The sequence below is a fragment of the Niveispirillum sp. GW835-FHT14G11 genome, assembly GCF_058793615.1.
Genome location: NZ_JBXAFZ010000001.1, coordinates 461567 through 474646, shown reverse-complemented (window position 1 = coordinate 474646; position 13080 = coordinate 461567). Strand labels below are relative to the sequence as shown.

At 64.8% G+C, this 13080-nt stretch carries 15 protein-coding genes and 1 riboswitch; of the genes, 10 read left to right on the top strand and 5 right to left on the bottom strand.

Going from position 1 to position 13080, the window contains the following annotated elements; genetic code table 11:
- Positions 1 to 81: 81 nt before the first annotated feature.
- Complete coding sequence (locus tag AC1Q7F_RS02355; protein WP_492503399.1) at positions 82 to 753, top strand: TerC family protein; 672 nt, start codon at positions 82 to 84, stop codon at positions 751 to 753.
- 39 nt (positions 754 to 792) lie between these two features.
- Here the strand turns inward: AC1Q7F_RS02355 and ispH are convergent, their stop codons facing one another.
- A complete protein-coding gene (ispH, locus tag AC1Q7F_RS02350) occupies positions 793 to 1764 on the bottom strand; it encodes a 4-hydroxy-3-methylbut-2-enyl diphosphate reductase (protein ID WP_492503397.1) in 972 nt (323 codons plus the stop codon).
- A 165-nt stretch (positions 1765 to 1929) separates the two neighbouring features.
- On the opposite strand from ispH, the gene AC1Q7F_RS02345 reads away from it, so the two are divergent.
- The 8 genes from AC1Q7F_RS02345 to AC1Q7F_RS02310 all read left to right on the top strand — a co-directional run bounded on the left by AC1Q7F_RS02345 (position 1930) and on the right by AC1Q7F_RS02310 (position 10044).
- Positions 1930 to 2472: a hypothetical protein gene (locus tag AC1Q7F_RS02345; protein WP_492503395.1), complete on the top strand. Its 543-nt coding sequence runs from the start codon at positions 1930 to 1932 to the stop codon at positions 2470 to 2472.
- A gap of 64 nt (positions 2473 to 2536) precedes the next feature.
- Positions 2537 to 2638, top strand: a riboswitch (glycine riboswitch).
- Positions 2639 to 2809: 171 nt separating this feature from the next.
- On the top strand, positions 2810 to 3928 hold the full coding sequence (gene gcvT, locus AC1Q7F_RS02340; RefSeq protein ID WP_492503393.1) for a glycine cleavage system aminomethyltransferase GcvT: 1119 nt from the start codon (positions 2810 to 2812) through the stop codon (positions 3926 to 3928).
- A gap of 38 nt (positions 3929 to 3966) precedes the next feature.
- Positions 3967 to 4338 (top strand): glycine cleavage system protein GcvH, encoded by a 372-nt coding sequence (gene gcvH, locus AC1Q7F_RS02335; protein ID WP_492503391.1) that lies wholly within the window; start codon positions 3967 to 3969, stop codon positions 4336 to 4338.
- Entirely contained in the window at positions 4338 to 5684 is a 1347-nt protein-coding gene (gcvPA, locus tag AC1Q7F_RS02330) for an aminomethyl-transferring glycine dehydrogenase subunit GcvPA (RefSeq protein ID WP_492503389.1), read from the top strand. Before gcvH ends, gcvPA begins: the two co-directional genes overlap by 1 nt.
- Before the next feature lie 5 nt (positions 5685 to 5689).
- On the top strand, positions 5690 to 7258 hold the full coding sequence (gene gcvPB / locus AC1Q7F_RS02325) for an aminomethyl-transferring glycine dehydrogenase subunit GcvPB (protein WP_492503891.1): 1569 nt from the start codon (positions 5690 to 5692) through the stop codon (positions 7256 to 7258).
- A 158-nt stretch (positions 7259 to 7416) separates the two neighbouring features.
- Positions 7417 to 8226 carry a substrate-binding periplasmic protein gene (locus tag AC1Q7F_RS02320; RefSeq protein ID WP_492503387.1) on the top strand — a complete coding sequence of 270 codons (810 nt, stop codon included), beginning with the start codon at positions 7417 to 7419 and terminating at the stop codon, positions 8224 to 8226.
- Between the two features lie 80 nt (positions 8227 to 8306).
- Positions 8307 to 8873 carry a class I SAM-dependent methyltransferase gene (locus AC1Q7F_RS02315; protein ID WP_492503385.1) on the top strand — a complete coding sequence of 189 codons (567 nt, stop codon included), beginning with the start codon at positions 8307 to 8309 and terminating at the stop codon, positions 8871 to 8873.
- A 13-nt stretch (positions 8874 to 8886) separates the two neighbouring features.
- Positions 8887 to 10044: an aminotransferase gene (locus tag AC1Q7F_RS02310; RefSeq protein ID WP_492503383.1), complete on the top strand. Its 1158-nt coding sequence runs from the start codon at positions 8887 to 8889 to the stop codon at positions 10042 to 10044.
- Positions 10045 to 10048: 4 nt separating this feature from the next.
- On the opposite strand, the gene AC1Q7F_RS02305 is transcribed toward AC1Q7F_RS02310, so the two are convergent.
- The 4 genes from AC1Q7F_RS02305 to AC1Q7F_RS02290 form a co-directional block, all read right to left on the bottom strand.
- Positions 10049 to 10669 carry a histidine phosphatase family protein gene (locus AC1Q7F_RS02305; RefSeq protein ID WP_492503381.1) on the bottom strand — a complete coding sequence of 207 codons (621 nt, stop codon included), beginning with the start codon at positions 10667 to 10669 and terminating at the stop codon, positions 10049 to 10051.
- A gap of 3 nt (positions 10670 to 10672) precedes the next feature.
- Entirely contained in the window at positions 10673 to 11572 is a 900-nt protein-coding gene (gene hemF / locus AC1Q7F_RS02300) for an oxygen-dependent coproporphyrinogen oxidase (RefSeq protein ID WP_492503379.1), read from the bottom strand.
- 36 nt (positions 11573 to 11608) lie between these two features.
- Positions 11609 to 12094 carry a tRNA (cytidine(34)-2'-O)-methyltransferase gene (locus tag AC1Q7F_RS02295; RefSeq protein ID WP_492503377.1) on the bottom strand — a complete coding sequence of 162 codons (486 nt, stop codon included), beginning with the start codon at positions 12092 to 12094 and terminating at the stop codon, positions 11609 to 11611.
- A 108-nt stretch (positions 12095 to 12202) separates the two neighbouring features.
- Positions 12203 to 12445 (bottom strand): hypothetical protein, encoded by a 243-nt coding sequence (locus AC1Q7F_RS02290; protein ID WP_492503375.1) that lies wholly within the window; start codon positions 12443 to 12445, stop codon positions 12203 to 12205.
- 265 nt (positions 12446 to 12710) lie between these two features.
- On the opposite strand from AC1Q7F_RS02290, the gene rpmB reads away from it, so the two are divergent.
- Positions 12711 to 13007, top strand: coding sequence for a 50S ribosomal protein L28 (gene rpmB / locus AC1Q7F_RS02285; RefSeq protein WP_421899068.1), 297 nt, complete (start codon positions 12711 to 12713; stop codon positions 13005 to 13007).
- Positions 13008 to 13080 lie beyond the last annotated feature (73 nt).

Sequence of the window (13080 nt, the reverse complement as noted above, 5' to 3'; positions counted from 1 at the left end):
CGGGCTTTTTTCGTTCCCCATCGCCAGCGCCCCGGCCCCGTGATAAGAACGGCTGAAATAGGGGCGAAGGGGTATTCGCAAATGGAAATGTTTTTCGAGGTCTCGTTCTGGAACGCCCTCTGGCAGGTGATCCTGATCGATATCGTGCTGGCCGGTGACAATGCCATCGTCGTGGGCCTGGCGGCTGCCGGCGTGGCGGCGTCGCACCGTGCCAAGGTGATCTTCTGGGGTATCGCCGCGGCCGTCGTGCTGCGCATCATTTTCGCCCTGCTGACCACGCAGCTGTTGCAGATCGTCGGCCTGACACTGGCCGGCGGCATCCTGCTGCTCTGGGTCTGCTGGAAGATGTGGCGTGAGATTCGCCAGCACAAACAGGAAGATCTGGGGGCCGAGGTCGCGGACGAGGCGGTGCACCCCGAGGGCGCCAACCCCGACGCCGAGGCGCTGCCGAAGGGCGGCACCAAGACGGTGCGCCAAGCCATCATCCAGATCGTCATCGCCGACGTATCCATGTCGCTGGACAATGTGCTGGCCGTCGCCGGTGCCGCACATGAGCATCCGGAAGTGCTGATCCTGGGTCTGGCCCTGTCGGTGGCCTTCATGGGTGCCGCGGCCACGGCTATCGCCAAGCTGCTGGCCAAGTTCCACTGGATCGCCTATCTGGGCCTGGCTGTAATCTTCTATGTCGCCATCAAGATGATCATCGATGGCTGGCACCAGGTGGCGCCCGTCGTGTCCGGCTTCGTCGGGTAAAGAACGAAGGGGCGTTGCCGATGGCGACGCCCCTTTCGCTCATTCCGCCGCCAACACGCGCGGCAGCTTGAAGATGACGTTCTCCGTCGCGGTCACCACTTCCTCCACCGTGACGGTGAAGCGCTCGCGCAAGCTATCCAGCACCTCATCCACCAGCACTTCCGGCGCCGAGGCGCCAGCCGTGATGCCGAGTGTGCGGACTTTTTCAAGCCGACTCCAATCGATCTGGGAAGCACGCTGCACCAGCATGGCCCGGCTGCAGCCATGGGCCCGCGCCACCTCCACCAGCCGCACGGAATTGGATGAATTGGGCGCCCCCAGCACCAGCAGCGCATCGGCGCGGGGGGCTATCGCCTTCACCGCCCCCTGGCGATTGGTGGTCGCGTAGCAGATATCTTCCCGCTTCGGGCCGGAGATGGCGGGAAACCGCTCACGCAGCGCATCGACAATGGCGCCGGTATCGTCCACGGAAAGCGTGGTCTGGGTGGCAAAGGCCAGGTTGTCCGGGTCGTCCACCGTCAGCGTCGCCACATCCTCCACCGTTTCCACCAGCTTGACCACACCTGCGGGCAATTGGCCGATGGTACCTACCACCTCCGGATGGCCGGCATGGCCGATCAGCAGGACGGTGCGCCCCGCCTCGTGGTGGTGCTCCGCCTCACGATGCACCTTTGACACCAGGGGGCAGGTGGCATCGACATAGATCATATTGCGGCGCTGCGCCTCGGCCGGGATGGCCTTGGGCACACCATGGGCGGAAAAGACGACGGGCCGGTCGTCCGGCACCTCGTCCAGTTCCTTCACGAAAACCGCCCCCTTCGCCTCCAGGCTTTCCACCACGAAACGGTTATGCACGATCTCATGCCGGACATAGACGGGGGCGCCGAACTTTTTCAGCGCGACCTCCACAATCTGGATGGCACGGTCCACCCCGGCGCAGAAGCCGCGCGGGGCCGCAAGCAGGACGTTCAACGGCGGCAAAGGGGTGGAGACGGCGTTATTCTCGGCCATGATGATGGGAGTGTCCCTGTCGATACGTGTCAGCCTCGGGGGCCACGCTTGCGCGGCCGGATGCCCACCTATATTGTCGCAACCCGGCGCGTGGGAAGGTGCTGCCATTCTTAAGACATGGTCACCGCCCAATCAGTCCCGGTAATGGAAGTGAACGGACCTTTGATGACCAGCCCCATGATGAGCACCCAGCCCGACCATAGCCCGGTTTCCCCGGCCAGGAAAGCCGCCCGCCGTTGGACCCTGGCCGCCGTTGCGGGCATGGGCATGCTGACCTTGGCCGGCTGCGCCGAGAATGACGCGATGGTCGCCGGCTGCCCCAATGTCGGCGTCCTGCGCGATGCCGGCACGCTGCGCACGGACCAGGGGGTCGCCATCCTGTCGGGCATCCTGGCCAATTGCGGCTATGACGATACATCCGTCACCGTCGCCGCCAACCTGATGATCACCGGCCGCGCGAATGAGGGGGCTTCCGGCGGGTCGATCCCCGTCACCTATTTCGTGGCGGTCACCGACCCCAATCGCAACATCATCTCCAAGAAGAGCTTCTCCACCGCCGTGCCGACCGGCAGCGACATCCAAGAAACGCTGACCCAGGTCATCCCGGTGCCCAAAACCATGGATGCCCGCTGGTATGAGGTGCTGGTCGGCTTCCAGTTGACGCCGGAGCAGGTGGCCGCCAACCGGGCGACCAACGAAGGCCGGTAAAGTCCTCTGCGGAGTACCCATTGACATGGGCGCCGGGAAGCGTAGGTTGGCGCCGCAAAGCCATTGACCCCATGCGGGAGAGACCGGCGCCCTGGCGACAGGGTGGCCGGCGCCGAAGGAGCAACCGCCCCCGGAAACTCTCAGGCAAAAGGACCGCGAAGGGTAGGCGCATCTGGAAAGCAGGCGGGTCCGGGATACCGGGCCGACAGCCCACCGACGGAGTAAGTGGACGCCGAATGGCGCCGCGAATCTCTCAGGGGCCAGGACAGAGGGGGGCAACCGCCGCGGGGACGATCTCCGTGACGGGTGAACTCTGTCCTGATGGGAGTGCCCCGCCTTGGGTGACACCAGCCTGCTGCGTACGCCGCTTTATGATCTGCATGTCGAACGGGGCGCCAGGATGGTGCCGTTCGCCGGTTATGACATGCCGGTCCAGTATCCACTGGGCGTGCTGAAGGAACATCTACACACCCGTGCCCGTGCCGGCCTGTTCGATGTGTCCCATATGGGGCAGGTCCGCCTGCGCGGCCCCGATATCGACAGCGTCATCAAGGCGCTGGAAGCGATGGTGCCGGGCGATATCGCCGCCTTGGCGCCGGGCCGCATCCGCTACACCATGTTCACGAATGATGCCGGCGGCATCCTGGATGACCTGATGGTCACGCGGTTTGAAGACCACCTTTATGTGGTGATCAATGCCGGCTGCAAGACCGAAGACCTGGCCCATCTGCGCGCCAATCTCCCCGCCGACATCACCATTGATTACCTGGGCGACGATGCCGGCCTGCTGGCCCTGCAGGGCCCGGAAGCGGCGTCCGTCATGGCCCGCCTGCTGCCCGAAGCGGCAAGCATGGGCTTCATGAGCGCGCGGGCCGCCAAGATCGGCGTCATGCCGGTGCAGATCAGCCGGTCGGGCTATACCGGTGAGGACGGGTATGAGATCAGCGTCGGTGCGACGGATGCCGAAAGGCTGGCCCGCCTGATCCTGGACCAGGATGGGGTGGAGGCGATCGGGCTGGGTGCCCGCGATTCGCTGCGCCTGGAGGCTGGCCTGTGCCTCTATGGCCATGACATCGACACGACCACCAGCCCGATTGAAGCCGCCCTGAACTGGACGATCTCCAAGCGGCGCCGGACCGAGGGCGGCTTCCCCGGTGCTGCCGTGGTGCAGGCGCAACTGGCCGGCGGCCCCGCCCGCAAGCGGGTCGGCATCCTGCCGGAAGGCAAGGCACCCGCCCGCGAACATACCGAAATCCAGGATCTGTCCGGCAACCGCATCGGGGAAATCACCAGCGGCGGCTTTGGTCCGACCGCCGGCGGCCCCGTGGCCATGGGCTATGTCGATGCCGGATCCGCCGCTGTCGGCACGCCGGTTCAACTGATCGTGCGCGGCAAGGCGCTGCCGGCCAAGGTCGCCGCCATGCCCTTCGCGCCGCACCGTTATTTCAAGGGCTGAAGCCCTCCCAACGTTACCCCCAAACGAAAGACCGACCCATGACCATCCGTTTCACCAAGGACCATGAGTGGATCAAGCTGGACGGCGGCGTCGCCACCGTCGGCATCACCGACTATGCCCAGAACGCGCTCGGCGATGTGGTGTTCGTCGAGGTGCCGGACGCCGGCAAGGTGCTGGAGCAAGGCAAGGATGCCGCCGTGGTCGAATCGGTGAAGGCCGCTTCGGAGATTTACGCCCCTGTCGATGGCACCGTTCTGGAAGGCAATGCCGCCCTGGGCGATGACCCGTCGCTGGTCAACACCGCGCCGGAAGGTGACGGCTGGTTCTTCAAGATGACCATCAAGGACATGACGCAGTTCGAGGCGCTGATGGATCAGGACGCCTACAAGTCCTTCACCGAGGGGCTGTGATGCGTTACCTGCCGCTGACCGATGCCGACCGTTCGTCCATGCTGGCCACCATCGGGGTGGACAGCATGGATGCCCTGTTCCGTGATGTGCCCGACCACGCCAAGCTGCCGGGCAAGATCGCCGGCCTGCCTGACCATCAGGGCGAACTGGAGGTAGAACGCCACCTGTCGCGCCTGGCCGCCAAGAATGTCACGGCGTCCTCCGTGCCGTTCTTCGTGGGGGCCGGTGCCTACAAGCACCATGTGCCGGCCTCGGTCGACCAGATCCTGCTGCGGGGCGAGTTCCTGACCAGCTACACCCCGTATCAGCCGGAAGTGACGCAGGGCACGCTTCAGTACCTGTTCGAATTCCAGACCCAGGTTGCGCTGCTGACCGGCATGGATGTGGCCAACGCCTCCATGTATGACGGGGCGACCGGTACGGCCGAAGCCGTGCTGATGGCCGCCCGCGTCAATAAGCGCAACAAGGTCATCCTGTCCGGCGGCCTGCATCCGCATTACCGCGAAGTGGTGGAAACCACCTGCGGCGTCATGGGCATGGATATCCGCGCCCAAGCGCCGGACTGGAAGAATGCCGAGGATCTGGCCGCCTTGCTGGATGGCGAGACTTCTGCCGTCGTCGTTCAGACCCCGTCGCTGTTCGGCCATCTGCGCGACTTCACCACCCTGTGCGATGCCGCCCGGGCCCGGGGCGTGATGGTCATCGTGGTGGTGACGGAGGTTGTGTCGCTGGGCCTGCTGCCGTCGCCGGGTTCCATGGGCGCCGACATCGTGGTGTGCGAAGGCCAGAGCATCGGCAATGGCCTGAATTTCGGCGGTCCCTATGTCGGCCTGTTCGCCACCCGCGACAAATATGTGCGCCAGATGCCGGGCCGCCTGTGCGGTCAGACCGTGGATGCCGATGGCAAGCGCGGTTTCGTGCTGACGCTCTCGACGCGGGAACAGCATATCCGCCGCGAAAAGGCGACGTCGAACATCTGCACGAACTCCGGCTTGTGTGCGCTCGCCTTCACCATCCACCTGTCGCTGCTGGGCGAGCAGGGGCTGGTGCAACTGGCCCGCATCAATCACGCCAACGCCGTGACGCTGGCCGATAAGCTGTCCGCCGTGAAGGGTGTCAGCGTCGTCAATGACGGGTTCTTCAACGAATTCACGGTGAAGCTGCCCAAGAAGGCGGCGAAGGTCGTGTCCAAGCTGGCGGCCAGGGACATCCTGGCCGGCGTGCCGGTCAGCCGCCTGTACCCGGATGTGGAAGGGCTGGACGATCTGCTGCTGATCGCCGCGACGGAGATCAACAGCGTGGAAGATATGGACGCGCTGGTGCGCGGTCTGGAGGAGGTTCTCTGATGGCCATGAACAATCAGGGTCGCGACAGCACCCCCCATTCCGTGTCGGTCACGGGCGACGTTGTCACCTTCACCGGCAACAAGGCGCTGCTGCAGGAAGAAGCGCTGATCTTCGAACTGGACAATCAAGGTGCCGTGGGCGTCGATCTGCCGGAACCGGTGACGACCAAGACCCGGCTGGGTGGCCTGTCCCCCCGCGCCGGTGTCGGCCTGCCGCAACTGTCGGAACCCGACGTGGTGCGGCATTACACGCGCTTGTCGCAGAAGAACTTTGCCATCGACACGACCATGTACCCGCTGGGGTCGTGCACGATGAAGCATAACCCGCGCTTGAACGAGAAGATGGCCCGCCTGCCGGGCTTCGGCGACATCCACCCGCTGCAGCCGGTCGAAACCGTGCAGGGCGCGCTGGAACTGATCGATCAGTTGGCCCATTGGCTGAAGACCCTGACCGGCATGCCGGCGGTTGCCATGTCGCCGGGGGCCGGTGCCCATGGCGAACTGTGCGGCCTGATGGCCATCCATGCAGCATTGGATGCGCGGGGCGAAAGCCATCGCCGCCGCGTGCTGGTACCTGAATCGGCGCATGGCACCAACCCGGCCACCGCCGCCTTCTGCGGCTTCACCGTGGACACGATCCCGGCGGAAGAGAATGGCCGCGTCAGTGTGGAGGCCGTTAAGGCCAAGCTGGGCGATGATGTCGCCTGCATCATGCTGACCAACCCCAATACCTGCGGCCTGTTCGAACCGCAGATCCGGGAGATCGCCGACGCTGTGCATGCGGCCGGCGGCTATTTCTACTGCGACGGGGCGAACTACAACGCCATCGTCGGGCGCGTGCGCCCCGCCGATCTGGGCGTGGACGCCATGCATATCAACCTGCACAAGACCTTCTCCACCCCGCATGGCGGTGGCGGTCCGGGTTCCGGCCCGGTGGTCCTGTCCGACGCCCTGGCCCCCTTCGCCCCTCTGCCCTTCGTGGTGCATGGCAAGGACGGCTTTACCCTGGTCGAACATTCCAAGGATGCCGGTGAAGCCAAGCCCTTCGGCCGCCTGAAGGGCTTCCATGGCCAGATGGGCATGTTCGTGCGGGCGCTGTCCTACATGCTGTCGCATGGGGCCGATGGGCTGCGGCAGGTGGCGTCGGACGCCGTCCTGAACGCCAACTATGTGCTGGCCAGCCTGAAGGATGTGATGTCGGCGTCGTTCGAGGGGCCGTGCATGCATGAGGCGCTGTTCGATGACCGCTTCCTGAAGGGCACCGGCGTTACGCCGCTGGACTTCGCCAAGGCGATGATCGACGAGGGTTATCATCCGATGACCATGTATTTCCCCCTGGTGGTCCATGGCGCCCTGCTGATCGAGCCGACGGAGACCGAAAGCAAGCGCACGCTGGATCAGTTCATCGGCACGATGCGGCATCTGGCGGAAAAGGCCAAAGCAGGCGATCTGGCCCACTTCCAGGCCGCCCCGCGCCTGACGCCGCGCAAGCGCCTGGACGAAACCCAGGCGGCCCGCAAGCCGGTGCTGCGCTGGGTGAAGCCCGTCGCACTGTTAGCGCAGGCGGCGGAATAATCATACCAATGGCGGCTGGCAAAAACCCCACGAGGTCTTCGCCAGCCGTTTTTGCATTGCATTTGTTTCACGCATACGAAGTCATCGCGTGATTTGTGTTGCGGGCCCGAGTATAGTCGGCACCCATGCGATTTTCGTTATCGCGCCTGGTGCGCTCCTTGCCGGTTTTCATCGCTTTCCTGGCCCCTTGCGCCGGGTTCACCGAAGTGTGCGCCCGCGAACTGACGCAGGCCGAACGCGCCCGCCCCATCGTCATCGCATCCGACCCCTGGTGCCCCTATGCCTGCGATCCCGACGCGGATGGGCGTGAGGGCTATATGGTTGATCTGACGCGCGAGATTTTTGAAGAACTTGGCTTGAAGGTTGAATATCGCATCGTCAACTTTGCCACGATGAAGCGCATGGCCAAGGATGGCAGCGCTACCGCCCTGCCCGGCATGGGTTCAACCATGGATGGCGCGGTTGTGCTGCCGGCATTGGCCCAGGGCAATTCGGCCAATGCCGTGGCGATGTCCCGCGCACATACCTTCACCTATGCCAAGCCGCAGGACCTGGAACGGTTCCGCCTGGGCGTGATCAAGGATTACGACTATGGCGGCCTGTTACAGGAGTATGTAGACCAGAATATCCAGAATCCGGAACGGATTGTCGTTCTGAGTGGCTTCGGTTATTCGCATCTGGTGCAGGGATTGCGGATGTTGACGGCGGGCCGGCTGGACATGCTGATGGACGATCATAACGTCCTGCGCTGGCAGGTCCGCCGCCTGGGGCTGGATCAGCAGGTGGTGGCGGTATCGTTGAAGGATGATGCCGACCTGTTCGTCGGATTCTCCCAGAACGATCCCCGTTCCCCGGAACTGGCCCGGATCATGGCGGAAGGCACCCACCGCCTGCGCAACAATGGCAGGCTGGCCGCCATCATGCGCAATTACGGGCTGGAGGAACTGGCCTCCCTGCTTTCCAACTGATTTTCATCGCCAAGGGGGGCGGGTTTTCTCTACCCTTGTGCCCACCCGAATGATCGGGCCATGGAAGGGGTGCTGGGGCGATGACGGATGGGTTGCCGGTTGTTCTGCATGTCGGCTGCGGCGTGGCGAACCCCGCCAAGCTGCCGGAGATGTTTTTTGCTCCTGGGCAATGGCGCGAACTGCGCTATGACATCGATCCCGACGTGGAACCCGATATCATCGGCACCATCACCGACATGACCAATATCGCTACGGCGTCGGTGGATGCCGTCTGGTCTTCGCACAATGTCGAACATCTCTATCCGCATGAAGTGCCGGTGGCGCTGGCGGAATTTCGCCGTGTGCTGAAGCCGGGCGCCTTTGCCCTGATCACCCTGCCCGACCTGCAGCAGGTGGCGGAACTGGTTGCCACCGGCAATCTGGAGGGACCGGCCTATGAGTCGCCGGCCGGCCCCATCGCCGCCATCGACATCCTTTATGGCTGGCGCGCACCGATCGCCAGGGGCAACCATTACATGGCCCACAAGACCGGTTTCGTGCAGAGCACTCTGCAAAGAGCCATGGATGATGCGGGATTCGTGGGCACGCAAGTGCTGCGCGACGGGCACTTCGCCCTATGGGCAAAGGGCTACGCGCCGCTGGCATAAACCGGAAGGCATCATGAAATCGGGCAATTCCGTCCTCTCCTCCTACGGCACCACCATTTTCGAGGTGATGTCGCGTCTGGCCGACCAGCACAAGGCCATCAACCTGGGCCAGGGCTTCCCCGACGGCAACGGTCCGCCGGACGTGGTGGAAGCCGCAGCCGCCTATCTGACCGAGGGCTGGAACCAGTATCCGCCCATGCCGGGCCTGCCATCCTTGCGTCAGGCCCTGGCGGCGCATAATGCCCGCTTCTACGGGCTGGATGTGGATTGGGCGACCCAGACGCTGGTGACCAGTGGGGCCACGGAGGCGCTGGCCGCCTGCCTGTTCGGTCTGCTGGAACCGGGCGACGAGGTGGTTCTGTTCCAGCCGCTCTATGACAGCTATGTCCCCATCATCCGCCGCGCCGGCGCCATCCCGCGCTTCGTCAGCCTGAAGGCACCGGACTGGTCGTTCACGGCGCAAGATCTGGACGCAGCCTTCAGCGACAGGACAAAGCTGCTCCTGATCAACAACCCGCAGAACCCGGCCGGCAAGGTCTGGGACCGCGCGGAGCTGGAATTGCTGGCCAGCCGCGTCATCGCCCATGACGCAATGGCGCTCTGCGACGAGGTCTATGAGCATCTGGTGTTCGACGGTCGCAAACATATCCCGCTGATGTCCCTGCCCGGCATGCGCGAACGCACGCTGCGCATCGGTTCGGCGGGCAAGACCTTCTCGCTGACCGGCTGGAAGGTGGGTTATGTCACGGCACCGGCCGCCCTGCTGGGCCCGGTGATCAAGGCCCATCAGTTCCTGACCTTCACCACGCCGCCCAATCTGCAGCATGCCGTGGCCATCGGGCTGTCCAAGGAGGATGGCTATTTCGCGGGCCTAGCCGACGATATGGCAAGGCGGCGGGACCGCCTCTCTGCCGGTTTGGCAGCGGCTGGCCTGAAGGTCCTGCCCTGCGCCGGCACCTATTTCCTGACCGTCGATCTGGCGGCCAGCGGCATCGATGAGGATGACAAGGCCTTCTGCCGCCGCCTGACCGAACAGGTGGGTGTGGCCGCCATCCCCATCAGCGCCTTTTTCGAGGTGGACGCCCCCACGCACCTGGCCCGATTCTGCTTCTGCAAGCGGGACGAGGTGCTGGACGAGGCGATCCGGCGGCTGGGCAAGGGGATCGGGTGAGGGATCAACCCTCCCCCAACTCCTCCACCCCATCCTTGGACAGCCTGAACACCTTGTCCTGCGGCACCGGCAGGCAGCAGGCGGTTTCCTGGTCCTGGCCTGCATAATGGCCGCGCAGGATGCGCCCGCTCATGCCGTGGGAGATGGCGATGGTGGGCCTGTCCACGTCGGCCACGAAGCCCAGCAGGCGCGCCAGCACGCCGTCATAGCGCTCCCCACCCGGGGCATGGAACTGCCAGCCATAGGGGCCGTGCGCCTCCAGCCAGGGGTTGGCAGCCTCCACCTCCCGCCGTGTCATCCCCTCCCAGTCGCCGAACGAAACCTCGGCCAGACGCGCATCCAGGCTGACGGGCAGATCCAGGTGGCGGTTGATGATGCGCGTCGTCTCCTGCGTGCGGCCCAGCGGGCTGGAGACCAGCCGCACCGCATCGCGCCAATCGGGAATGGCCTGGACCAGCCGCAGCAGGATACGCCCCACCAGATCGGCCTGCGCCCGGCCCAACTCGGTCAGGTCGCTGTCCATCTGGCCCTGGCAACGGGCCTCCACGTTCCAATGGGTCTGGCCATGACGGACCAGCAGGATGGGGTGGCCGGCGATGATCCGGCGGTCAAGCATCATGTCCATGGATCAAGGCCACTTCACTTCGGGCGGCAGGCTCATCAGGATGGCCTCGATATTCCCGCCGGTCTTCAGACCGAACAGGGTGCCGCGGTCATGCAGCAGGTTGAACTCGACATAGCGGCCGCGGCGAACCAGCTGATGCTCGCGCTGTGCGGCCGTCCAGGGGGCAAGCATGCGCCGCGCCACGATGCGGGGATACACATCCAGGAACGCCTCTCCCACCGCGCGGGTAAAGGCGAAATCGGCCGCCCAGTCGCCGGTATCCAGCTGGTCATAGAAGATGCCGCCCACGCCGCGCGGCTCGTTACGATGCGGCAGGAAGAAATAGCGGTCACACCATTCCTTGAACCGCGCGTAATAGTCGCCGCCATGCGCGTCGCAGGCCGCCTTCAGGGCGGCGTGGAATTCCGCCTTGTCCTGTTCGGTCTCCAGCCCTTCCAGGAACATCGGCGTCAGGTCGGCGCCGCCGCCGAACCAGTTCTGGCTGGTCACCAGCATGCGGGTATTCATGTGAACGGCGGGTACCAGCGGGCTGCGCATATGGGCCACCAGACTGATGCCGCTGGCCCAAAAATGCCCATCGTCGCCGGCACCGGTGATGGCGCCCCGGAATTCGGGGGAGAAGGTGCCATGGACGGTGGACACATTCACCCCCACCTTCTCGAACACCCGGCCCTTCATGATGCCCATGACGCCGCCGCCGCCGTCGGTGCCATCATGGTTGGGGCGGTCCCATGCCTTGCGCTCAAACCGTCCCGGCGGCAGGTCCGCGTGCGGGCCCGATGCCAACTCGTCTTCCAGCGTCTCGAACGCGGCGCAGATCCGATCACGCAGCAATTCAAACCAGGCGCGGGCCTGGGCTTTGCGGTCGTCCAGAATCTCCGGGGTGGGAAGGGGGGTGGGCATCGGCGAATCCGGCAAGGGGAATACTGGGATCAAGGTTTAACCCGAAGCACCCGTGCTTGGAATGGCTGTTTCGTCCGCACGGCTTCCGACCTGCCGCAATACCTCGCCCAGCACCATGGCGGCGGCGATGGCCACGTTCAGCGAACGGGTGCCCGGCCGCATGGGGATCAGCACCCGCAGGTCCGCCACCGCATGCACATCGTCCGGCACACCCGCACTTTCCCGGCCCAGCAGCAGGATATCATCGGGGTGGTAGGCGACGTCCGTATAGGGCACGGCCCCGCGGGTGGTCAGCAGCACCAGACGACCCCGGCGCTGGGCCTGAAAGGCGGTCCAGCTGACATGGCGGCTCACGTCCGCATGGTCGGCATAATCCATGACGGAGCGCTTCATGCGCTTGTCGTCCAGGATGAAGCCGCAGGGCTCGATAATGTCCAACCCGACGCCGGTACAGGCGCCCAGGCGCATCAGGGTGCCGGCATTCTGGGGAATGTCGGGCTGGTAAAGGGCAAGGCGGGGCAAAGGCGATCTCGTAGGTCAGGTCGAGCCGGAGGCGAGCCCTGACAGGCGACAATGCGACGGGATGTCAGGGCTCGGCATTCGCCTCGACCTGACCTACGGCATCAGGTGTTACGTCAGCACATCCAGGAACATGCCGCGGCGATAGCGGGCGGGCAGGCGCAGCATGCCATCCACGATCAGCGCCGCCAGTTCCTTGGCGTTGGGCCAGCGGTTGCCGGGCCGGCCCATGGGGATGGGGCGCCCACCGGGACCACTGACGGCCAGCACGCTGCGCCGCCCGCCGCCTTCGATGGCAGAGCCACCCAGACCCGTGGGGCCGGTGGACGTGGGGTTCATGCGCGTATCGACCATGGCATGCCTGCTGCGGTTGCACTGGATTGCTGAGGCCGGAGTCTATAAGGAATGGGGCGTTGAGGAAAGTGTGCATGCGTATGGGCGCATGGCGGACTTGCCGGTGCTTTCTGGGCCCCATGGGCTTGACTCTGCACCACCCCTCGTTTATCAACGCGGCTTCGTTGGCCGGGGACCGCCCTGGCCGGCAAGGTCAGTTTCGTCTCAAGGTCGGCCCCGGTGCGTCGTTTCCGTGGCCGCCAGCAGCATAGAGAATAGGTGTTCCATGTCCCGCAAGTGCGCCGTGACCGGCAAGGGTGTGCAGACCGGTAACAACGTGTCCCACGCCAACAACAAGTCCCGCCGGCGCTTCCTGCCGAACCTGCAGGAAACCTCGCTGATGTCCGACGCGCTGGGCCGCATGGTCCGCCTGCGCCTGTCGACCAACGGCATCCGCACGATCGAGCATAAGGGTGGCCTGGACGCCGCCCTGCTGGACATCGCCGACACCAAGCTGGACGTCGATGCCCGCAAGGTGAAGAAGCAGATCCAGAAGGTGCTGGCCGCCAAGACCGCCGCCTGATCGGCGTCTTTCGGTTCCAGTATCGCTGCTGACGGTATCGTCGGCCCCGCGAGACACCCGTTCGGGTCGTTTC

What these genes read in the sequence shown, in the direction of transcription:
- gcvPA (WP_492503389.1), top strand. Translation starts at nt 4,338, where the DNA reads ATGCGTTACCTGCCGCTGACCGATGCCGACCGTTCGTCCATGCTGGCC.
- rpmB (WP_421899068.1), top strand. Translation starts at nt 12,711, where the DNA reads ATGTCCCGCAAGTGCGCCGTGACCGGCAAGGGTGTGCAGACCGGTAAC.
- AC1Q7F_RS02355 (WP_492503399.1), top strand. Translation starts at nt 82, where the DNA reads ATGGAAATGTTTTTCGAGGTCTCGTTCTGGAACGCCCTCTGGCAGGTG.
- AC1Q7F_RS02305 (WP_492503381.1), bottom strand. Translation starts at nt 10,669, where the DNA reads ATGGACATGATGCTTGACCGCCGGATCATCGCCGGCCACCCCATCCTG.
- AC1Q7F_RS02310 (WP_492503383.1), top strand. Translation starts at nt 8,887, where the DNA reads ATGAAATCGGGCAATTCCGTCCTCTCCTCCTACGGCACCACCATTTTC.
- AC1Q7F_RS02345 (WP_492503395.1), top strand. Translation starts at nt 1,930, where the DNA reads ATGACCAGCCCCATGATGAGCACCCAGCCCGACCATAGCCCGGTTTCC.
- gcvPB (WP_492503891.1), top strand. Translation starts at nt 5,690, where the DNA reads ATGAACAATCAGGGTCGCGACAGCACCCCCCATTCCGTGTCGGTCACG.
- ispH (WP_492503397.1), bottom strand. Translation starts at nt 1,764, where the DNA reads ATGGCCGAGAATAACGCCGTCTCCACCCCTTTGCCGCCGTTGAACGTC.
- AC1Q7F_RS02290 (WP_492503375.1), bottom strand. Translation starts at nt 12,445, where the DNA reads ATGGTCGATACGCGCATGAACCCCACGTCCACCGGCCCCACGGGTCTG.
- hemF (WP_492503379.1), bottom strand. Translation starts at nt 11,572, where the DNA reads ATGCCCACCCCCCTTCCCACCCCGGAGATTCTGGACGACCGCAAAGCC.
- gcvH (WP_492503391.1), top strand. Translation starts at nt 3,967, where the DNA reads ATGACCATCCGTTTCACCAAGGACCATGAGTGGATCAAGCTGGACGGC.
- AC1Q7F_RS02315 (WP_492503385.1), top strand. Translation starts at nt 8,307, where the DNA reads ATGACGGATGGGTTGCCGGTTGTTCTGCATGTCGGCTGCGGCGTGGCG.